The organism is Sphingomonas sp. (assembly GCF_031361285.1).
Taxonomy (GTDB): Bacteria; Pseudomonadota; Alphaproteobacteria; order Sphingomonadales; family Sphingomonadaceae; genus Sphingomicrobium.
In genome coordinates this window covers 35,995-54,540 of the sequence record NZ_JANMCO010000046.1, presented here as the reverse complement: position 1 = coordinate 54,540, position 18,546 = coordinate 35,995, and the positions used below count along the sequence as shown (strand labels likewise).

20 protein-coding genes are annotated in these 18,546 nt (G+C 63.3%); 15 read left to right on the top strand and 5 right to left on the bottom strand.

Going from position 1 to position 18,546, the window contains the following annotated elements:
- Positions 1 to 26 precede the first annotated feature (26 nt).
- Positions 27 to 1,763, top strand: coding sequence for a DUF885 domain-containing protein (locus RMO25_RS05060; RefSeq protein WP_309661509.1), 1,737 nt, complete (start codon positions 27 to 29; stop codon positions 1,761 to 1,763).
- A gap of 38 nt (positions 1,764 to 1,801) precedes the next feature.
- Positions 1,802 to 3,166 carry a DNA repair protein RadA gene (gene radA, locus RMO25_RS05055; RefSeq protein WP_309661508.1) on the top strand — a complete coding sequence of 455 codons (1,365 nt, stop codon included), beginning with the start codon at positions 1,802 to 1,804 and terminating at the stop codon, positions 3,164 to 3,166.
- Between the two features lie 48 nt (positions 3,167 to 3,214).
- On the opposite strand, the gene RMO25_RS05050 is transcribed toward radA, so the two are convergent.
- Together RMO25_RS05050 and RMO25_RS05045 are read right to left on the bottom strand one after the other, a co-directional pair.
- A complete protein-coding gene (locus RMO25_RS05050) occupies positions 3,215 to 3,955 on the bottom strand; it encodes a class I SAM-dependent methyltransferase (protein WP_309661507.1) in 741 nt (246 codons plus the stop codon).
- Positions 3,956 to 3,960: 5 nt separating this feature from the next.
- A complete protein-coding gene (locus tag RMO25_RS05045) occupies positions 3,961 to 4,998 on the bottom strand; it encodes a hypothetical protein (RefSeq protein WP_309661506.1) in 1,038 nt (345 codons plus the stop codon).
- A 125-nt stretch (positions 4,999 to 5,123) separates the two neighbouring features.
- Between RMO25_RS05045 and RMO25_RS05040 the strand changes: the two genes are divergently transcribed.
- Genes RMO25_RS05040 through RMO25_RS05025 form a run of 4 tightly spaced genes read left to right on the top strand, consistent with a single transcriptional unit; the run spans position 5,124 to position 9,203 of the window.
- Positions 5,124 to 5,633, top strand: a complete 510-nt coding sequence (locus tag RMO25_RS05040; RefSeq protein ID WP_309661505.1) for a CvpA family protein — start codon at positions 5,124 to 5,126, stop codon at positions 5,631 to 5,633.
- A complete protein-coding gene (gene cysS, locus RMO25_RS05035; protein WP_309661504.1) occupies positions 5,630 to 6,997 on the top strand; it encodes a cysteine--tRNA ligase in 1,368 nt (455 codons plus the stop codon). Before RMO25_RS05040 ends, cysS begins: the two co-directional genes overlap by 4 nt.
- Positions 6,994 to 7,413: an iron-sulfur cluster assembly scaffold protein gene (locus RMO25_RS05030; protein WP_309661503.1), complete on the top strand. Its 420-nt coding sequence runs from the start codon at positions 6,994 to 6,996 to the stop codon at positions 7,411 to 7,413. Before cysS ends, RMO25_RS05030 begins: the two co-directional genes overlap by 4 nt.
- A 53-nt stretch (positions 7,414 to 7,466) precedes the next feature.
- The gene (locus RMO25_RS05025) at positions 7,467 to 9,203 is read left to right on the top strand and encodes a cation:proton antiporter (RefSeq protein ID WP_309661538.1); all 1,737 of its coding nucleotides are present in this window, start codon (positions 7,467 to 7,469) and stop codon (positions 9,201 to 9,203) included.
- Here RMO25_RS05025 and RMO25_RS05020 read toward each other — a convergent pair.
- Positions 9,200 to 9,805: a shikimate kinase gene (locus RMO25_RS05020; protein WP_309661502.1), complete on the bottom strand. Its 606-nt coding sequence runs from the start codon at positions 9,803 to 9,805 to the stop codon at positions 9,200 to 9,202. The two genes, RMO25_RS05025 and RMO25_RS05020, sit on opposite strands and share 4 nt — an antisense overlap.
- A gap of 15 nt (positions 9,806 to 9,820) precedes the next feature.
- Between RMO25_RS05020 and RMO25_RS05015 the strand changes: the two genes are divergently transcribed.
- The 5 genes from RMO25_RS05015 (at position 9,821) to RMO25_RS04995 (ending at position 15,112) form a co-directional block, all read left to right on the top strand.
- A complete protein-coding gene (locus tag RMO25_RS05015) occupies positions 9,821 to 9,949 on the top strand; it encodes a hypothetical protein (protein WP_309661501.1) in 129 nt (42 codons plus the stop codon).
- Between the two features lie 7 nt (positions 9,950 to 9,956).
- On the top strand, positions 9,957 to 11,699 hold the full coding sequence (locus tag RMO25_RS05010) for a hypothetical protein (protein ID WP_309661500.1): 1,743 nt from the start codon (positions 9,957 to 9,959) through the stop codon (positions 11,697 to 11,699).
- Positions 11,696 to 12,583 (top strand): tyrosine recombinase, encoded by an 888-nt coding sequence (locus tag RMO25_RS05005; RefSeq protein ID WP_309661499.1) that lies wholly within the window; start codon positions 11,696 to 11,698, stop codon positions 12,581 to 12,583. Before RMO25_RS05010 ends, RMO25_RS05005 begins: the two co-directional genes overlap by 4 nt.
- A 34-nt stretch (positions 12,584 to 12,617) precedes the next feature.
- Entirely contained in the window at positions 12,618 to 13,559 is a 942-nt protein-coding gene (locus RMO25_RS05000; protein ID WP_309661498.1) for an acetyl-CoA carboxylase carboxyltransferase subunit alpha, read from the top strand.
- Between the two features lie 80 nt (positions 13,560 to 13,639).
- Positions 13,640 to 15,112, top strand: a complete 1,473-nt coding sequence (locus RMO25_RS04995) for a M48 family metalloprotease (RefSeq protein ID WP_309661497.1) — start codon at positions 13,640 to 13,642, stop codon at positions 15,110 to 15,112.
- Positions 15,113 to 15,125: 13 nt separating this feature from the next.
- Here RMO25_RS04995 and RMO25_RS04990 read toward each other — a convergent pair whose 3' ends face one another.
- Positions 15,126 to 15,308, bottom strand: coding sequence for a Flp family type IVb pilin (locus RMO25_RS04990; RefSeq protein ID WP_405051842.1), 183 nt, complete (start codon positions 15,306 to 15,308; stop codon positions 15,126 to 15,128).
- Between the two features lie 109 nt (positions 15,309 to 15,417).
- Entirely contained in the window at positions 15,418 to 16,197 is a 780-nt protein-coding gene (locus tag RMO25_RS04985; protein WP_309661496.1) for a hypothetical protein, read from the bottom strand.
- Between the two features lie 44 nt (positions 16,198 to 16,241).
- Between RMO25_RS04985 and RMO25_RS04980 the strand changes: the two genes are divergently transcribed.
- The 4 genes from RMO25_RS04980 to RMO25_RS04965 are packed head-to-tail and all read left to right on the top strand — an operon-like array spanning position 16,242 to position 18,520.
- Positions 16,242 to 16,988: a ComF family protein gene (locus tag RMO25_RS04980; RefSeq protein ID WP_309661495.1), complete on the top strand. Its 747-nt coding sequence runs from the start codon at positions 16,242 to 16,244 to the stop codon at positions 16,986 to 16,988.
- Between the two features lie 31 nt (positions 16,989 to 17,019).
- Positions 17,020 to 17,277: a glutaredoxin 3 gene (gene grxC, locus RMO25_RS04975; protein ID WP_309661494.1), complete on the top strand. Its 258-nt coding sequence runs from the start codon at positions 17,020 to 17,022 to the stop codon at positions 17,275 to 17,277.
- 5 nt (positions 17,278 to 17,282) lie between these two features.
- A complete protein-coding gene (locus tag RMO25_RS04970; RefSeq protein WP_309661536.1) occupies positions 17,283 to 18,107 on the top strand; it encodes a carbon-nitrogen hydrolase family protein in 825 nt (274 codons plus the stop codon).
- Positions 18,104 to 18,520 carry a DUF1178 family protein gene (locus RMO25_RS04965; RefSeq protein WP_309661493.1) on the top strand — a complete coding sequence of 139 codons (417 nt, stop codon included), beginning with the start codon at positions 18,104 to 18,106 and terminating at the stop codon, positions 18,518 to 18,520. Before RMO25_RS04970 ends, RMO25_RS04965 begins: the two co-directional genes overlap by 4 nt.
- Positions 18,521 to 18,546 lie beyond the last annotated feature (26 nt).

Below are 18,546 nucleotides of genomic sequence, written 5' to 3'. Positions count from 1 at the left end.
CAACGCGCGTCGGAGGAGAAGAGGGCATGAAGTCTCGATATCTGCTGCTAGCGGCCGTTGCCGCTGTGACGCTCGCCGGATGCCGGATGAGCGACCAACCGCAGAACCAGGTAGCGGATTCGTCGACCGCCCCGGCCTCGACCGAATGGGCAAAGTTCATGAACGATTATATCGAGCAGACCTTCAAGGCGAACCCGCCATTCGCGGCGACCGCTGGCCGGCATGAATTTGACGGACAGCTTCCCGACTGGAGCGAGGCGGGCATCAAGAACGAGGTAGCGAGACTGACGAACGCCGTGGCTGCCGCCGAGAAGTTCGACCCCGCGAAGCTCAGCGAAAACGAGCGCTTCGAGCGCGCCTATCTGATTGCCCAGGCGAAAGGGTCGCTGTTTTTCATCGATGCCGCCGACCAGGCGCACAAGAACCCGGCCTATTACAACGGCAGCCTCGATCCCTCGACCTACGTGGTCGTTCCCTACGCCGCTCCCGAAGTGCGGTTGAAGGCGTATACCCGTTACCTGGAAGCGATCCCGATGGCGGCCCAGCGCATCCGCGAGAATTTGCGCACCCCGCTGCCGATGTCGTTTGTCGACTATGGCAAGAGCGCGTTCGGCGGATATGCGGACTATTACCCCGGTGATGGCCTCAAGGCATTCGCCGGTGTCGGCAACGGACAAGAGCAAGAAGCGCTCAAGACCGCATCGACCAACGCGGCGACGGCAATGCACTCGCTCGCCGACTGGTTGGAGCAGCAGCGACCCAAAGCGAACAATGACTTCGCGCTGGGCGCGGCGAAGTTCCAGCAGATGCTCTACGACACGGAAATGGTCGATACGCCGATCGCCGAGCTTGAGCGGATTGGCCGTGCCGACCTCGATTCCAATTTGAAGCTGCTCACCGAAGCTTGTGGCCGCTGGGCAGCCGGCATGACGATCATGCAGTGTATGGAAAAGATGAACGCGAACAAGCCCGAAGGCGGCGCGGTCGCGGCCGCGCGAGTGCAGCTGACGGGCCTCAAGCAGTTCATTGTCGACAAGGATCTGGTGACGATCCCCGGGACGGAAGAGGCCAAGGTCGAGGAAGCGCCAGCCTACAATCGGCAGAATTTCGCCTACATCAACATCCCTGGGCCGTACGAAAAAGGGCTGCCATCGGTTTATTATATCGCCCCGGCCGACCCGACTTGGCCCAAGGCGGTTCAGGATGGCTTTGTCCCCGGCAAGGCGGACCTGCTGTTCACCTCGGTGCATGAAGTGTGGCCCGGCCACTTCCTCAACTTCCTCCATTCGAACCGCTCGCCCTTCATTTTCGGCAAGGTGTTTGTCGGCTACGCATTCGCCGAGGGCTGGGCGCACTACAGCGAAGAGATGATGCGCGTTGCTGGCGTCGGCGGCGGCACTGACGAAACGATGATCGGGCAATTGTCCAACGCGTTGCTGCGCGATTGCCGCTTTTTGTCAGCCATCGGCATGCACACCGGCAGCATGACTCAAGAACAAAGCTATCAGATGTTTCGCAACCAATGCTTCCAAGATGAGGGTAATGCCAAGCAGCAGGCAGCGCGCGGAACCTATGACCCGGCCTATCTCAATTACACGATGGGCAAATTGATGATCCGCAAGCTGCGCGATGACTGGATCGCCAGCCGCGGCGGCCGCACCGCGTGGAAAGCCTTCCACGACCAGTTCCTGAGCTACGGCGGCCCACCTATTCCGTTGGTCCGCCAGCAGATGATGGGCGGGGACGCCAAGGCGGTATTTTAGGACTTCTCGTTCGCTGTTTGTTCCGGTATGCTGGTGCGATGGCGAAGTTGAAGGTCCGATACATTTGCCAGGCCTGCGGGTCGGTCAGCGGTCGCTGGCAGGGGCAATGCGCCGACTGCGCCGAGTGGAACACGTTGGTGCAGGAAGCGGCCGAGGTGTCGAGCATCTTCGCCGCCAAGCATCATCTGCGCGGTGGCGGTCGGACGATCGCACTGGTCGGGCTCGACTGCGAAATCGCGCTGCCCAAGCGGTTCGCGACCGGTATCGCCGAATTCGACCGGGCGATCGGCGGCGGGATCGTGCCCGGATCGGCGATGCTGGTCGGCGGCGACCCGGGGATCGGCAAGTCGACCTTGTTGCTCCAGGTCGGGGCGAGGTTGGCCGAGCGGGGACAAGGCGTGGTCTATGTCTCGGGCGAGGAGTCGGCCGAGCAGATCCGCCTGCGTGCGGTGCGGCTTGGGCTCGGCAAGGCGCCGGTGCAGTTGGCCGCCGCGACTTCGGTCCGAGATATTCTGACAACCGTCGAGGCCGACCCGCCGGCCTTGCTAGTGATCGATTCGATCCAGACCATGCATTCCGACTTGATCGAGGGTGCCCCCGGAACCGTCAGCCAGGTGAGGGCATCGGCGCAGGAGCTGGTGCGGTTTGCCAAGGAACAAGGGACCGCGGTGGTCCTTGTGGGCCATGTTACCAAGGACGGCAGCATCGCCGGCCCGCGCGTGCTCGAACATATGGTCGATACGGTGCTGAGCTTCGAAGGAGAACGCAGCCACCAGTACCGGATCCTGCGGGCGATGAAGAACCGCTTTGGCGGGACCGACGAAATCGGCGTCTTCGCGATGGAAGAAGCCGGGCTGAGCCAGGTACCCGACCCGTCGGCTCTGTTCCTCACCCAGCGGACGGAGCCTGTTAGCGGCACCAGCGTGTTTCCGGCCTTGGAGGGCACGCGCCCGGTATTGGTTGAGATTCAAGCGTTGACGGTGCGGCTAGCCAGCGGCGCGACGCCACGGCGGGCGGCGGTCGGCTGGGATTCGGGGCGGCTGGCGATGATCCTGGCGGTGCTTGAGGCGCGCTGCGGGCTCAGCTTCGCGACCGCCGAGGTCTATTTGAACGTCGCCGGCGGGTACAAGCTGTCGGACCCCGCGGCGGACCTGGCGGTGGCGGCGGCGTTGATCTCATCGCTGGCTGAGCGGCCGGTGCCGAGCGAGTGCGTGGTGCTGGGCGAAATCGCGCTATCTGGCGAAGTACGGGCCGTCGCCCATGCGCCGCTGCGGCTCAAGGAATCGGCCAAGCTCGGTTTCGAGACGGCGTGGGTGCCAAGAGGCGTTAAAGGCGGCGACGGGATCGCGCTTGCCGAGTTCGGCAACCTGCGCGAGTTGGTCGATCAGATTTTGGGCCGTTGAACAAAGTGGGCCGTTGAACAAAGTGGGCCGTTGAGCAAAGTCTGGGCGTTACGTGATATTGCAGACGATCCGGCGCAGCACCCAGCGAAGTCTCGGTCGCCCGTCCACTACATCGAAGCCGATTTCACGCTGCATCGCGTCTGCGACCGCGGCGGCATCGAGCGCCGGCATCCAGAACAAATGACGGCAAAATTCGCCGGCTTCGGCCAGGCTGTCGAATGCCCATGGCACCTCGACTAGCCGGTCGTCCACGACCGCCAGGCCCTCGGCCTCAAGCAATCCGGTTGTGCGATCGTCGAGAAAGCGGCCGTGGTGACCCATCGGGTTGTTCTGGTCGACGAAGCCGTTGAGGAAGGCGACCGGCGGCGTGTCGACGGCGGCGTCAGCAATGACGATTCGACCGCCGGGCCGAACCAGCCGCCGCATTTCGCGGAACACCGCTGGCAGGTCCGGCTCATGATGGAGTGCGGCGAGGCTGACGACGTAGTCGACCGCATGGTCGTTGAGCGGAACGTTGGTGATGTCAGCCTGGAGTCGGTCGAGACCATCTGGAAAGGCGCTTACAAAATCACTCGCGGGATCAACCCCGAGATATCGCATACCGGGCGGTAGGCGGGCAGCCAAATAGCCGCCGCCCGACGGCATGTCGCATATGAGGCCGTCTGGCATTGCGGCGAGCGGTTCGAGCACCACGAGGAACTCGGCATCGCGAGTGCGCGGCGATTGCGCCATCGCATGGTGGTAAGCGGCGCCGCGCTCGGCAAAAATCTCGGCGTAGCTGTCGAACATGGGCCTTAAGCGGATTGGAGGTGGACTTGGGTGAAGCGTGTGACCTGCGGCGAAAGCCCGAGCAATTCACGCAAGGCGTTGTGGGCCGGCGCCAAGCACCTCTTAAGATATTCGAATTGCGGATCGTGGTTGGGCGTTAGCGGAAAGAAGCTCATCGTGGCGTTCGCTTCGAACAACACCACTTTGCCGTTTGTGGTGATCCCGAAATCCATGCCGAAGAAGTCGAGCGGCATGCGGTCACGCACGGCTTGAAAGACAGCCCGGACATCGGGGGCAAAAGGCTCATCGCTTTCGAACAAGACGCGTTCCTCGGCGACCAGTTCGGGCCGTTCAGCCATGAAGCGCACCCGATCCTTGACGTGGACGTTCCACTGATCCGAGATGATCATGTGCCTGAGGACGATGCGTCGCCCGATGAAATAGACGCGGAATTTCCGATAAAGCCCGTTGACGCCGGCAAAGTCGACGAACTGCGTGGCGACGTGCTCGCCGGGTCCGAGCGCGGCGACGGTCTCGTCGACGGTGGTGAAGAGCCCGACGATCTTGCCGGTGTGGGTGCCGGCCTGGCGCAGGATGATCGGCGGCCCAAGACCGGCGTTTTCGAGCGTCCGCGCCGCGATCGATGTCTTGCCGCCGTGCAACCGCACAGCCTTCGGCACAATCAGGTCGGGGATGCCGGCGAGCAGGCGCGCCACCTGGTCGCGGGTCGATCGCAACACAGCTTCTGGTGGGTTGACTACGCGCCCTGGAACGCCACGCAGAACCTTCCTCAAATTCTCCAGCACCTTCGCGTTCTGCTCGGGTTCGGTGATCAGGTTAACGAGAACCCTGTAGCCCGAAAGGTCTGCCTGGCGGGATTGGCGAAAATAGTTGCGGGTAACATGAAGGCGATGGTGCGGCTCGCGGTCGAGAAGTAGCTTAGTGAGGTCGGTGGTGCCGGCAACCATGATCTTGGAGCCGGCCTGCATGATCTGGTCGCCTTGGTCGCCGCCGCCGATTATGAAGAGTAGCGAGGCATCAGCCGCGCTCGCCGTCCCAGACATCTGCGCCCACCTCTTGCCGGATCAGCGAATCAATGGCCGATTAGCCCGTCACGGGCAAGGCGGAGAACCGCCGCGCATGTCGCAAGGGCTGGCATCGGATGTTGGCCTCCGCTAGCCGAAGGTCGATGAGCGCGCTCGACATCTTCGTCATCCTTCTCCTGGGCGGCGGGGCGATCATCGGCTTTATCCGCGGGTTCGTTCACGAAGTGCTGGGGCTGTTCGCCTGGGTGGTGGCCATCGCCATGCTCAAATTGTTTCACACCCAGCTGTCGACGGGGCTGACCGAGACCGTCGGAACGCCAGCAGGCGCGGCGGTGGTCGCGTTCGCGCTTCTATTCATCCCGAGTTTCCTGTTGGTGAAATTGCTCGCCCGCTCGATCGGCGGCAAGGCGCGCAAGTCGGTGCTGGGCGCGGTCGATCGGTTGCTCGGCGGCGGATTCGGTTTGATCAAAGGGCTGCTCGGCGCAACGCTGTTCTTCCTCCTCGCCAATCTCGCCACCGACATGGTCTATGGACCCGAAGCCGACCGACCGGAGTGGATGACGACGTCGCGGACTTATCCTCTGCTCAACGCCAGCGGCCTGGCGATCGTCGACTGGGTCGAGAAGCGCCGGTTGAAGGTCAACCCGGCATGATCCGGCTTTACGACACCATGGCGCGCGAGAAGCGGGCGTTCGAGCCGGCCGATCCGAAGCGCATCACGATGTATGTGTGCGGGCCAACGGTTTACGGGCGCGCGCACATCGGCAATGCCCGGCCGGCGGTGGTGTTCGACACGCTCGCCCGGCTTATCCGGCACCAATATGGCGCGGACAGCCTAGTCTATGCCCGCAACGTCACTGACGTTGACGACAAGATCATCGCGGCGGCGGAAGCGGAAGGGGTCGCGCCGACGGTGATCACCGAGCGGTATGAGCGGCACTATATCGAGGACATGGGCGCGCTGGGCGTGGCGCCGCCGACCATCGCGCCGCATGCGACGCAAGAGATCGCGCCAATGATCGCGATGATCGAGCGGTTGATTGGGTTGGGCAACGCGTACGAAGCGGAAGGCCATGTCCTGTTCCATGTGCCGTCCGACCCGGATTATGGCGCGCTCAGCCGCCGCGACCGCGATGCGCTGCTGGCCGGGGCGCGGGTCGAGGTGGCGCCGTACAAGCGCGACCCGGCGGATTTTGTGCTGTGGAAGCCGAGTGCCGATGGGGTGATCGGCTGGGATTCGCCGTGGGGTCGCGGGCGGCCCGGCTGGCACATCGAATGCTCGGCGATGATCGCCGCGCATTTGGGCGAGACGATCGACATCCACGGCGGCGGTCTCGATCTCATTTTCCCGCACCACGAAAATGAGATCGCCCAGAGCCGCTGCGCGCATGGCGGCGCTCCGCTCGCGCGATATTGGGTGCACAACGGTTTCGTCGATATGGGCGCGGAGAAGATGTCGAAGTCGTTGGGCAATGTCGTGACGGTGGGTGAACTGCGAAAGGTACATCGCGAGGAGGCCCTGCGACTGGCGTTGCTGTCAGCGCACTATCGCCAACCTTTGCCGTGGACGGAGACGCTGATCGCGCAGGCCAAGACGACGCTCGACGGACTATACCGCAAGGTTGGCGATGTCGAACCGAGTGACGTCGATAGCGGAGTTATGGACGCGCTGCGCGACGATCTGAACACGCCGCTGGCACTGACGCGGCTGATGGCGCTCGATGATCCGGCGACGATCAAGTCGAGTGGCGTTCTATTGGGACTGCTCAGCCAGACAGGAGAGGATTGGCTCAAAGGCCGCAATCCTCATGTCACTGTCGCGCTAGTTGGCCTTTCGATGACAGCGCACGCAGGTGTCATTCGTGCGGAGAATGACATCGAGCAAAAGATCGCCGAGCGGGCCGAGGCTAAGAAGAACCGTGACTTTGCCACCGCCGACCGCATCCGCGACGAGCTTGCCGCCGAGGGCATCGTCCTTGAAGATGGACCGGGGGGGACGACATGGCGCCGGTCATGAATGCGCCGCTGTACACCATCGGGATCCTGCGGCTGGCGGGATCGCTGCCCGATCCGACGCACCTCGAGCGGGTCGACGGGATGGCTGAGCTGCGCGCGCCGACCTGCGGCAGCACGGTGCGGACAGAAGTGCAGCTTGAGGGTTGGGTCGTAACCGCGATTTCTCAGCAAGTTCGTGCCTGTGCGTTCGGCCAGTCATCGGCGGCTTTGGTCGCGAAGCACGCGGCGGGCCGGACCAAGGAAGAGATTGCCGAGGTGCTCGCCAGTTTGTCCGCCTGGCTCGACAGCCGCGGCGACGATCCCGGCGGATGGGGGTTTGAGGCGCTGGCGCCGGCGCGGTCGCGGACCTCGCGGCACGGCGCGATTCTCCTGCCGCTGCGGGCGCTGCTGGCGGCGATCGAGGAAGCGGGAGGGTGAACGACACCGCCCAAACCGCCGTGGCCGGCGCGACCTTGCTCAGCATCGCCGTCATGCTGGGAGCGGCGCTCATCTTCGTGACGCTATTTCGCAAGCTCGGGCTTGGCGCGACGCTGGGGTACATCGTCGGCGGAGCGGCGATTGGCCCCTTTGCGCTGAATTTGATCGGCGATCCCGACGCGGTGATGCGGGTGTCCGAAATCGGTATTGCTTTCCTGCTGTTCTTGGTTGGCCTGGAGCTCAATCCCGGTCGTCTGTGGCGGCTGCGCAAGGATATCTTCGGGCTCGGCCTGATCCAGGTCGTGCTGTGCGGACTGGCGTTGAGCGGGCTGATTTATGTCGTACTCGGGTTTAGCATCGAGGCCAGCCTCGCGCTCGGCCTGCCACTGGCCTTGTCGTCGACGGCTCAGGTGCTGCCGATGTTGCGGTCATCGGGGCAGCTCAACACCAGTCGCGGTGAGCGGGCGTTCTCGGTGTTGTTGTTCCAGGACCTGTCGATCGTGCCGATGATCACGATCATCGCCGCGCTGTCGCGATCGCCGCTCGATCCGAATGCGCCGCCCGGGGGGCTGCTCGCTCTCTATACGGTCGGTGCGATTGTCGGTTTGGTGCTGGCTGGGCGTTATATCTTGAACCCCTTATTCCGACTGGTCGGCCGGTTGGGCGAGCGCGAGTTGTTCGTCGTCGCCGGGCTGTTTGCAATCATTGCCAGTGCGGCCTTGATGCAGTGGCTCCACCTGTCGGTCGCCTTGGGCGCGTTTATCGCTGGCGTCGTTCTCGCCGAATCGCCGTACCGGCACGAGCTGGAGAGCGACGTCGAGCCGTTCCGCTCAATCCTGCTCGGCATGTTCTTCCTGTCGGTTGGGATGCTGATCGATTTCAACGCCATCGCCGCCCAACCCCTGCTGGTAGCCGGGGCCGCGATTGCGATCGTGATCGTCAAGGCCGTACTGATCGCGGGGCTGGCGCGGTGGTTCGGCATGAAATGGGGCCGGGCGATCTGGCTCGGCCTGCTGCTCAGCCAGGCGGGCGAGTTCAGCTTCGTCCTGTTCGGCCAGGCGGCCATGGCCAAGCTGATCTTGCCGGAGGCGGCGTCGCTGTTCAGCGCCATCGTCACCGTGTCGATGATCTCGACGCCGTTTCTGATGCGGTTCACGGAATGGGTCCAGAAACGCATTCCCGATCCCGATGTCGATCTTGAAGGACCGGAATTCTCGCCCGAAACCAACGCTATCGTCGTCGGCTATGGGCGATTTGGGCAGACCGTCGCCCAGATGCTGCAAGCCAAGCGAGTCCCGGTGACGTTGATCGACAGCAAGCCCTCGCAAATTGAATTGAGCCAGGAGTTCGGCACCAAAGTCTATTACGGCGACGGCACCCGCATCGACCTGCTTCGTACCGCTGGCGCCGAGACCGCAGAGGCGATCCTGTTCTGCCAGGACGGGCAGGATTTGAATCGCGCCGGCCTGGAAACCATCCTCGAGGCGTTTCCGCGCGCGATGGTCATGGTCCGGGTCTATGACCGACGGCAGGTCATCGAATTCGATGGTCTCAAAGTCGCTTTCATTCAGCGCGAGCTATTCGAAGGCGCAGTCATGATGGGCCGGGAGGCGCTGCTGAAACTGGGGATTGCCCAACGCGAAGCGGATCGGGTCGAGGCCGCGTACCGTCAAAGAGATACCGAACGCCTTCAGGTCCAGAGCAAGACCGGTGACTTGCGCGCCGCCCAAGACCGGATGTTCGGCGCCGATTCTTCACTGCCCGACGAACAGGTTCGCGATCCGGCTTAGGATTTGGGGGCCGAGAGATGCTCCTCGAGCGCTTTGATAATGGAGTCGACCACGTCGCGGTGGGCGCCATCGCCGCTTTTCACATGGATGTGAGCGGCCGAATAAGACGGCCTCTCGACCTCAGCAAGGCGCTCAAGCGTTCCTTTGGGGTCGCCATTGCGGAGCAGTGGCCGAGTGTTGCGCCGGGAGGTGCGAACGGCAAGAATATCGATGGGCGCGTCGAGCCAGACGGTGATTGCACGCGTGTTCAGCATGTCGCGTGTCCGGGGATCGACGAATACTCCGCCGCCGGTGGCAATCACCCGGACCTCCCCGTCAATCAGGCGCGCGACCAGCCGCCGCTCGCCGTCGCGATAATCCTCTTCGCCAAAGCGTTCGAACACCTCGGCGGCGGACAGGCCAGAGGCATCTTCGATCGCCGAATCGCTGTCGACAAAGGGCAGACCGAGCCTTCGTGCAAGACGACGGCCGACGGTCGATTTGCCGACGCCCATTAATCCCACGAGGACGATCGGCCGGTCGAGACGCTGGACTAAGTCTTGCACGGCTAGGGCTATACAGCGGTGGGCAAGGACGGCAAAAGCCCCCGATTGCTCAGCCATTGAAGCGGATCGTCGATGTCGCGACTGATTGTTCTCATCTTTGCCCTGGTGCTCGTCATCGGCGGTCTGATTTTTCTCTCGACGCGGGCCAAGGAAGTGCCGACGCGCACGATCGAATCGGATGTGAGCCAGGGTGCGCACTAAACGATTATTGATTATCTCCGCGGCCGTGGTGCTGGCGCTGCCGGCGCTGGCGCAGGATCGCGCGCCGCCTGCCGCTACCGCGACGCCGCTGGCCACAACTCCAGTCGGCGCTTCACCGGTGTCCAGTACAAGTGCCTCGGAAGCCTCGCCTGGGTTCGGCGAGAGCGAAACCGGGATTACCGCAGTCAGCGCACCCGAGGTGCAGTCTGTGACGCGGCCGGTGGAACTGCCCGATCATGCGCGGCGCGATCCTTGGGTCGTTGGCCGCCTCGATTCGGTCAAGCTCGGTCTTGGCGCCAATCCTTGGGGCATGGCCAGCGGAGCGTTCCTGTCGAGCCTGATGCGGCGAACCGATACGCCAATCGCCTCGCGATGGGCGCACATCGCGCTACGCAACGCATTACTCGCCAAGGTTAAGGCGCCACGCAACGTCAATCCGGTGGATTGGACAGCCGAACGCGGCTGGTTGTTGCTCAGGATGGGCGAGGCCGACGCGGCCCGCATGCTGGTGTCCGGCGTCGATGTCGACAAATTCACTCCGAAGATGTTCCAGGTCGCGGTGCAAAGTGCGCTGGCGAACGCCGATCCGGCCGGGCTGTGTCCGCTGTTGGACGGCGTCCGCAAGGTCGAGCCGCGAGTGTTTCCACTGGTCGACGCAATGTGCGCGTCGCTGTCGGGCGAACCCGAAAGCGCGGCGGCGCAGATCGATGCCGCGCGCCGCCGGGGGCGGATCGGGGGCATTGACCTGGTCCTTGCCCAGAAGGTCGTCGGCGCGGGTGCGGACACCGGCCGGGCGGTGACCGTCGAATGGGAGCCGGTCCAGCAACTGACCAGCTGGCGGTTCGGATTGGCCACTGCCACCGGCATGGCGGTACCCGATCGCCTGCTCAAGTCGGCGACGCCGCAAGTTAGGGCCTGGCAGGCTCGCGCACCCTTGCTGTCCCCGCAACAGCGGCTTGATTCGGCCCGCATCGCGACCGGCCTTGGGGTCCTGTCGTCGCAGTCGCTAATTGACCTGTATTCGATGATCTACGATGCGACCGACCCCGACCAGCTGTCGGAGACCGAAGCCTGGCAAGTGCGTTTGGCATTCGCGGGCAAGGATCGCGATGCTCGTATCAAGGCGATTCGGCGCTTATGGTCGATTTCCAAAGACCCGCTGCAAGTCGAGGCATCCCGAGCCCTATCTGGGCGTGCCGCGACGCTCATCGCGCCAGACGCTAGCGTACAAGAGGATGCGCCGGCGCTGATCGCGTCGATGCTGGCCGCCGGCTACGACCGCGAAGCCGCCCGCTGGACCAATGCGGTTCGGCGGATGGACGAGCGCTTCGCCGATCCTAGCTGGGCAATGCTGGTGCTGTCCGCACCCGAGACCGCTGGCCTGGATCTGAGCTTCGGTCGGATCAACGCTTTCATCAGCCGCGACCAGAGCGAAGGCAAAAAGCGGAGCGCGTTGCTGGTCGCGGGCCTGGCCGGGCTCGGCCGGATCGACGCGCGCAGCGCCGACCGGCTCAACCGCCGCCATGGCCTGGCCATCGGGCATCTCAATCGCTGGACCCGGCTGATCGACGGGTCCGCCGCGCTCGGGCAAGCCGGAAGCGTTCTGGTGCTGACCGCAACCGGTTTCCAGTCCACAGGCTTTGAGAGACTTCCGTCGTCCCACCTCTACCATGCGGTCGCGGCACTCAGCCGGACCGGGCAAGGTTACACCGCGAGGATGATCGCCGCCGAGGCGCTCGCCCGCACGTGACCGACGACGATCGGGCGCTGGTCGATCGATTCCTCGACATGATGGCGGCCGAGGCCGGCGCTTCCCCCCACACCCTGTCCGCCTACCGCAATGACATAAGCCACGCGGCGGCGGATGTCGGCGGATCGCTGGGGACGGCGAATGCAGAAACCCTTTCGCGGCTTGGGGAGCAATGGGCTGAACTCTCACCGGCGACGGTGGCCCGCCGATCGGCGGCGCTGCGGCGGTTTTTCGGATTTCTCATGGATGAGGGGTTTCGCACTGACGATCCGTCGGCGGCGCTCCCCCGGCCCCGGCTCGAGCGGCCCTTGCCACGCATACTCGATGAACGCGAAATCGGCCGGATTTTCGAGGCCGCTGAAGCGCGCGCGTCGAGCGGGGAGCCGAATGCAGTCCGCAATCTGGCCATCCTCGAGCTGCTCTACGGGTCCGGCATGCGGGCCAGCGAGCTGGTCACGCTCGGGCGCGGCGCTTTGCGCAAAGGGCAGCCGTTCGTGATCTTGAGCGGCAAGGGCAACAAGGAACGGCTGGTGCCGATTTCCACCCGCGCCGAGGCGGCGGTCGAAAGCTGGCTGGAGAATGTGTCGCGCGACAGCCTGTGGCTGTTTCCCAGCGGCAAGCGTCATTTGAGCCGAGTCAGGCTGTTCCAAATCGTGCGTGAAATTGCGGCGCTTGCCGGGATTTCCCCCGAGCGCATCAGCCCGCATGTGCTGCGCCACGCCTTTGCCACGCATCTGCTGGCGGGGGGCGCGGACTTGCGGGTGCTGCAATCCTTGCTCGGCCATGCTGACATCGCCACCACCCAAATCTACACCCATGTTGACAGCGCGCGACTGGTAGAGTTGGTCAATGCGCGCCACCCACTTGGCGACCGCAATCGTTGACGCGGAAGGAGGCGCGTCCTACCCGCCGCCCCGAATGCTGACCTTCCTCGACTTTGAGAAACCGATCGCCGAACTCGAAACTCGTGTCGCCGAGCTGCGCGAGACCGCGAGCGTGGGTTCGATCGATATCGAAGCCGAGATAGGGCGGCTCGAGGTCAAGTCGGCCAAGCTCTTGAAAGATACCTATGCGAAGCTGACGCCGTGGCAGAAGTCGCAGGTCGCCCGGCACCCCGAACGTCCGCATTTTAACGATTATGTGGCGGGGCTCACCGATGATTTCCTGCCGCTGGCCGGCGACCGGGCATTCGGCGACGATCCTGCGATCATTGGCGGACTTGGCCGCATCGAAGGCCGGCGGGTGATGATCATCGGCCACGAAAAGGGCGATGATACCGCCTCGCGGCTCAAGCATAATTTCGGAATGGCAAAGCCCGAAGGCTACCGCAAGGCGATCCGGTTGATGAAGCTTGCCGACCACTTCGGAATTCCGATCGTCACCTTGGTTGACACGCCTGGCGCATTTCCGGGCGTTGAGGCGGAAGAACGCGGGCAAGCGGAAGCAATCGCGCGGTCGATCGAACAATGCCTCGAAGTCAAAGTGCCGATCATTGCCGCGATCGTTGGTGAAGGTGGGTCGGGCGGCGCCGTGGCGATTGCGGCGGCGAACCGGGTGCTGATGTTCGAGCACGCGGTCTATTCAGTAATCTCGCCGGAAGGTTGCGCTTCGATCCTCTGGCGAACCGCGGACAAGGCGCCGGAAGCTGCTGAAGCCATGAAGATCACCGCGTCCGACCTCCAGGCGTTGGGCGTAGTCGATCGCATCGTCGCCGAGCCATTGGGCGGCGCCCATCGCGATCCCGAAGCAGCGATCGGGGCCATCAAAGGCGCCATCATGGAAGAGCTCGACGGTTTCTCGGTAATCGGCGGCGACGAGCTTCTCGCCCAGCGCCGGGCGAAGTTCCTGGCGATCGGCTAACCGACGCGTTTTCGGAACAACCGCTTTCATCTTCCGTTCAAACGGCGATTCCTACGAAGCTGCCAAAACCGGAGACTGAAATGCGTAACTCCGTCCTGCTGCTCACCGCAACCGCGGTCGCGCTATCGCCGGCCGCCTTGCCGGCGCAATCGTCCGCGCGATTCCTCGATCAACGCGAAGTTGCCGAGGCCCAGCGCCAACACGCCGAACTGATTGCCGAGTTCGGCGGCGCCGAAACCGGCCCGCGGGGTGCTTATGTCGAATCGGTCGGGCGCCGCGTCGCGGCCTATTCCAGCATCGCCAATGCCGGTGCTGCTTTCCACTTCACGACGCTGAATTCCGCGGTTGAGAACGCCTTCGCGGTCCCGGGAGGCTATGTTTACATCACCCGCCAGTTGATGACGCTGATGGATGACGAATCCCAGCTTGCGTTCGCGCTCGGCCATGAAACCGGCCATATAGCCGCCAACCACGCCCAGGCGCGACAGTCGGCGGCCCGCCGCAATTCGATCGGTGGAATTTTCGGGGTCTTGCTGGGCAGCATTCTTGGCGGTGGGATCGGTAATGCCATTTCGCAATTGAGCGCCCAGCGGGCGCAATTGGCGACGCTAAGCTTCTCGCGCGACCAGGAATATCAGGCGGACACTCTGGGTACGCGTTACATTGTCGCCGCCGGCTATGACCCGGTCGGCGGGCCCGGAATCCTCGCTGCGATAACGCGGGCGAGCGCACTCCAGGCGAGGGTGCAGGGGCGCACCAACCGGCAGACTCCCGAATGGGCCAGTACGCATCCGCTCAGCGAAAACCGGATGCAACGCGCCCTGGGCGAGGCGCAGCGAACCGGGCGGCTTGGTCAAGGCATCCGCAACCGCGATACATTCCTTGGCCAGCTTCAAGGCATCACCGTCGATGACGACCCGGCGCAGGGCATTATCGAAGGGCGATCGTTCACCCATCCCGACTTGCGGATTCAATTTTCGGTACCACCGGGCTATCTGATGCAGAACAGCGCGCAAGCGGTCACCATCCAGGGGTCGGCGGGGCAGGCGCAGTTCAGTGGTGGCCGTTACAACGGCTCCATCGAGAATTACATCTATCAGGTGTTTCAGCAGCTAACCGGCGGGCGCCAGCAGCTGAATATTCCGCCCCCGCAGCGGACAACGATCAATGGTCTCCCGGCGGCGTTCACCACCGCCCGGGCAAATACGTCATCAGGCGTGGTCGACGCCAGTGTCGTTGCATTTCAGTGGAGTCCAAACACGATCTATCACTTCGTCATGCTGACGAATGGCGGATCGGGGATCAACCCGTTCACGTCGATGGTCAATTCTTTGCGGCGGGTTTCGCCGGCGGAGGCGGGGGCGATTCGGCCACGGGTGATTGACGTCGTGACGGTTCGTCCGGGCGATACCGTCCAGTCACTTTCCAATCGGATGGCGTATCGGGATTTCCAGGTCGATCGATTCCTGACCATCAACAGCCTAGCCGCTGGCGGCCGCCTGGCACCTAGCCAGAAGGTCAAGTTAGTTGTTTATGGAGCGCGGCGAACTTAGCTCGCCGTCGTGGCTACATCGAAGCCTGAACGGTGCCGCTGAGGTTGGTCCACATGCCGCCGGATCCGCCGCCCAATGCAGAGAAGCCGCCGATTGCCGCTACAGCAATCAAAGCCACGATAAGCCCATATTCGATTGCAGTTGCGCCCCCCTGTTCGGCGAGCAGCTTGCGAAAATTCTTCCGGATAGCGTCCAAGCCACCCTCCTCTGGTCCACGTCCACGAAGCCAAGCTAACCTTTACGGAGTTAACAACTCATGTGCGGCACATCGTTAACGGCATCTCAGCCCTGTCTTACGAAATAGCTCAGCGGGCCGGTGTCCAGGCGGCAAAGTGAAGGATTTCGAAACTTTCGACCGTGCGCAATCCGTCGCCAGCCAAGCGGAACGCGGCCTTTGCGGCCGCACTGGCCGCGCGCATCAGAGGAGTGCGAGCGCGCGCATTGAGAATGCTGGTCGCGCCCATCCGGCGCAAGTCGTTCACCAGGCCGTCCAGAGTTTCGTAGGCAACCTGCACGCGGTCGACGTCGACCACCGGCCTGACGAAGCCACAACCTGTCAGCAATGCTGCCAACGAACCGGCCTCGATGCGCGGATGCACATGTGGCGAGGCAGCTCCCCCTCCCTGGTCGGCATAGTGCATGGCGCGGCGCAGTTGCGGCAGGCAATCGCCGCCCGCCATCGCCCCAATCAGGAGCGAATCCTCGGTTAGTGAGCCGCGGATCAATTGCAGCGCGCGGGGCAGGTCGTTTACCGTGTCGATGGTCCCAATCGAAAGGCAGAGATCAAAGGCTTGCGGCTGCGCATCCCATTGGTCTTCGATAATGACCGCTCCGTCTACCGCCTTGGCGAACAGCGGTCCTGGATCGCAGACTTCGACCGACTGGACGAAAGTCTCCAGCCGGCTGCGCCAGCCGGCATCCGGGCAGCCGATCAGCAGCGCCGATTGGAATCGACGACGGAAGAGCGTGAGCCGCTCAAGGCAATCTTCGAAGGCTCGTTCGTGCAGGAATAGTTCGGGGCCACTGCGGAACGCGCGGTCGCGGCGAAGCGCCCGCAATTCCATGTCGAAAATATTGTTTGGCACGCGAAAGCTTGTGCGGCGCACGCTGCGAGCCGACAAGCGGCAATATGATTGGCGCGGCGAGACACGAGATCGGCAGGCTTGCCATTTGGATCCTGGATTTCGCACTGCCGCCCCGCTGCGCCGGTTGCGGCACTATTGTTACCGACGTCCACAGTTTCTGCCCCGATTGCTGGACGCAAATCGAGTTTTTGGGATCCGCGGGATGCGTAACGTGCGGCATGCCGTTGCAGGCGACGGATGCGGAAAGTTGCGCGATCTGCCTGGCCAGGCCGCCGCGAATAGCGCGGACGCGGGCCGCCGTGGCGTATGGCGATGTCTCGCGCGGCCTCGCCTTGCGGCTGAAATATGGGCGCAAGATTGCCATTGCGAAGACCATGGCGCGATTCATGGCGCCGCTGATCGAAGCGCGCGGTGAAGGTAATTTGCTGGTGCCGGTTCCACTGCATCGAAGCCGGTTGTGGCAGCGGGGATTCAACCAATCCGCAATTGTTGCTCGCGAACTGTCACGCCACACTGGGATTGAGACCAACACCAGCCTCCTGAAACGCGTCAAACGCACCCCGCCTTTGAAAGGAATGAGCTTGCAGCAGCGCCGTCGCCTGGTTGTGGGTGCGTTCAAAGTTGAAGATCGCTCGACCTTAGCCGGACGCACCGTGGTCCTGGTCGATGACGTGCTGACCACGGGAAGTACCGCCAATGCCTGCGCACGCGAATTGCGGCGGGCGGGCGCTGCGAGAGTCGAACTTATCAGCTGGGCACGGGTGGTGCGTCCCGCGCAATTTGTGCCTTGAAAATACGCCGATGCTTGAGAAGGATGGGCTCGTGCCAAGGGTAGAAATCTACACCAAGACCTTCTGCGGCTACTGCGTTCAAGCCAAGCACCTGCTCGATTCCAAGGAGATCGAGTATAAGGAGCATCTCGTATTCTACGGCGGACCAGAAAGGCAGGAGATGATCGAGCGGTCGGGTGGCCGGACCACGGTCCCGCAAATCTTTATCGATGGGCGCCATATCGGTGACTGCAGCGAGCTGTTGGATCTAGAAAGCCGAGGCAAACTCGACGGCCTGTTGGCTGCCTAACGATGATCCGGATTGCCCTCTTCCAATCGCGCACCGGGATTGATCCTGCCGCCAGCGCGCAAACTTTGACCGATGCGATTGAACAAGCGTTCGCGGGTAAGGCGGAGATGCTGTTCACGCCCGAGATGTCGGGACTGGTGGACCGCGACGCCAAGCGTGCCGCTGCCAATTTAAGTACGGAAGAGAATGACCGAGTGCTCGCCGCCTGCCGCGAAGCGGCGAGCCGCCGGGGCCTCTGGGTGCATCTGGGATCGCTGGCGGTGCGAACCGACGACGGCAAGCTCGCCAATCGCGGATTCGTAATTGATCCGGCGGGGGAAGTGCGCGCACGATACGACAAGATCCATTTGTTCGACGTAGACTTGCCGACCGGCGAAAGTTGGCGGGAATCGGCGGTCTATCGTGCCGGCGAAAGCGCCGTGGTGGTCGAGGGCACGCCGTTGGGCAGGCTTGGCCTGTCGATTTGCTACGACCTTCGATTTCCGGAATTGTTTGCGAAGCTAGCCGAGGCGGGGGCAGAGGTGGTTGCGGTACCCGCGGCGTTCACGGTGCCGACGGGCCAGGCGCATTGGGAGGTTCTGCTCCGGGCGCGAGCGATTGAATCCGAAGCATTTGTGATTGCGGCGGCGCAATCGGGGCACCATGCGGATGGCCGCGATACCTATGGCCATTCGCTGGTCGTGAGCCCGTGGGGCGAAGTGTTGCTGAACATGGGGCAAGACACCGGAGTCGCATTTGCCGACCTAGAGCTGGCGCAGGTCGACGACGTGCGCCAGCGGATCCCCGTGCTCGATCATCGCCGACCGATTGGCCCGGCGATATTAGTATGATCGTCTTTGACCTCCACTGCCTGGCGCGCGGCGAGCGGTTCGAAGCCTGGTTTCGATCCAATGCCGAATTTGAGCGGCAACTTGCGCTGGGCTTGGTGCAATGTCCGACTTGCCAATCGAGCCGGGTGGCCAAAGCGCCGATGGCGCCGCGAGTGCCCCGGAAAGGCGATCGTGATCCGGTAATTGGCGATGCGCTCGCCAAACTCGCGTCCGCGCAAGCGGAACTCTTGCGCAATTCGAAATGGGTTGGTGGTGAATTCGCCGACACGGCCCGGGCGATGCATCTGGGCGAAATCGACATTGCGCCGGTGCATGGGGAAGCGACCGCGGAACAAGCGCGTTCGCTGGTCGATGATGGCGTGCCGATTGCGCCTTTGCCACTGCCCGTAGTGCCGCCCAACCAGGTCAATTGAAAAAGGCGGGCCTCGTGCCTATTCCC

What these genes read in the sequence shown, in the direction of transcription:
- radA (WP_309661508.1), top strand. Translation starts at nt 1,802, where the DNA reads ATGGCGAAGTTGAAGGTCCGATACATTTGCCAGGCCTGCGGGTCGGTC.
- RMO25_RS05060 (WP_309661509.1), top strand. Translation starts at nt 27, where the DNA reads ATGAAGTCTCGATATCTGCTGCTAGCGGCCGTTGCCGCTGTGACGCTC.
- RMO25_RS05015 (WP_309661501.1), top strand. Translation starts at nt 9,821, where the DNA reads ATGTCGCGACTGATTGTTCTCATCTTTGCCCTGGTGCTCGTCATCGGC.
- cysS (WP_309661504.1), top strand. Translation starts at nt 5,630, where the DNA reads ATGATCCGGCTTTACGACACCATGGCGCGCGAGAAGCGGGCGTTCGAG.
- RMO25_RS04965 (WP_309661493.1), top strand. Translation starts at nt 18,104, where the DNA reads ATGATCGTCTTTGACCTCCACTGCCTGGCGCGCGGCGAGCGGTTCGAA.
- RMO25_RS05025 (WP_309661538.1), top strand. Translation starts at nt 7,467, where the DNA reads ATGCTGGGAGCGGCGCTCATCTTCGTGACGCTATTTCGCAAGCTCGGG.
- RMO25_RS04980 (WP_309661495.1), top strand. Translation starts at nt 16,242, where the DNA reads ATGATTGGCGCGGCGAGACACGAGATCGGCAGGCTTGCCATTTGGATC.
- RMO25_RS05020 (WP_309661502.1), bottom strand. Translation starts at nt 9,805, where the DNA reads ATGGCTGAGCAATCGGGGGCTTTTGCCGTCCTTGCCCACCGCTGTATA.
- RMO25_RS05030 (WP_309661503.1), top strand. Translation starts at nt 6,994, where the DNA reads ATGAATGCGCCGCTGTACACCATCGGGATCCTGCGGCTGGCGGGATCG.
- RMO25_RS05040 (WP_309661505.1), top strand. Translation starts at nt 5,124, where the DNA reads ATGAGCGCGCTCGACATCTTCGTCATCCTTCTCCTGGGCGGCGGGGCG.
- RMO25_RS05050 (WP_309661507.1), bottom strand. Translation starts at nt 3,955, where the DNA reads ATGTTCGACAGCTACGCCGAGATTTTTGCCGAGCGCGGCGCCGCTTAC.
- RMO25_RS05000 (WP_309661498.1), top strand. Translation starts at nt 12,618, where the DNA reads ATGCTGACCTTCCTCGACTTTGAGAAACCGATCGCCGAACTCGAAACT.
- RMO25_RS04995 (WP_309661497.1), top strand. Translation starts at nt 13,640, where the DNA reads ATGCGTAACTCCGTCCTGCTGCTCACCGCAACCGCGGTCGCGCTATCG.
- RMO25_RS05045 (WP_309661506.1), bottom strand. Translation starts at nt 4,998, where the DNA reads ATGTCTGGGACGGCGAGCGCGGCTGATGCCTCGCTACTCTTCATAATC.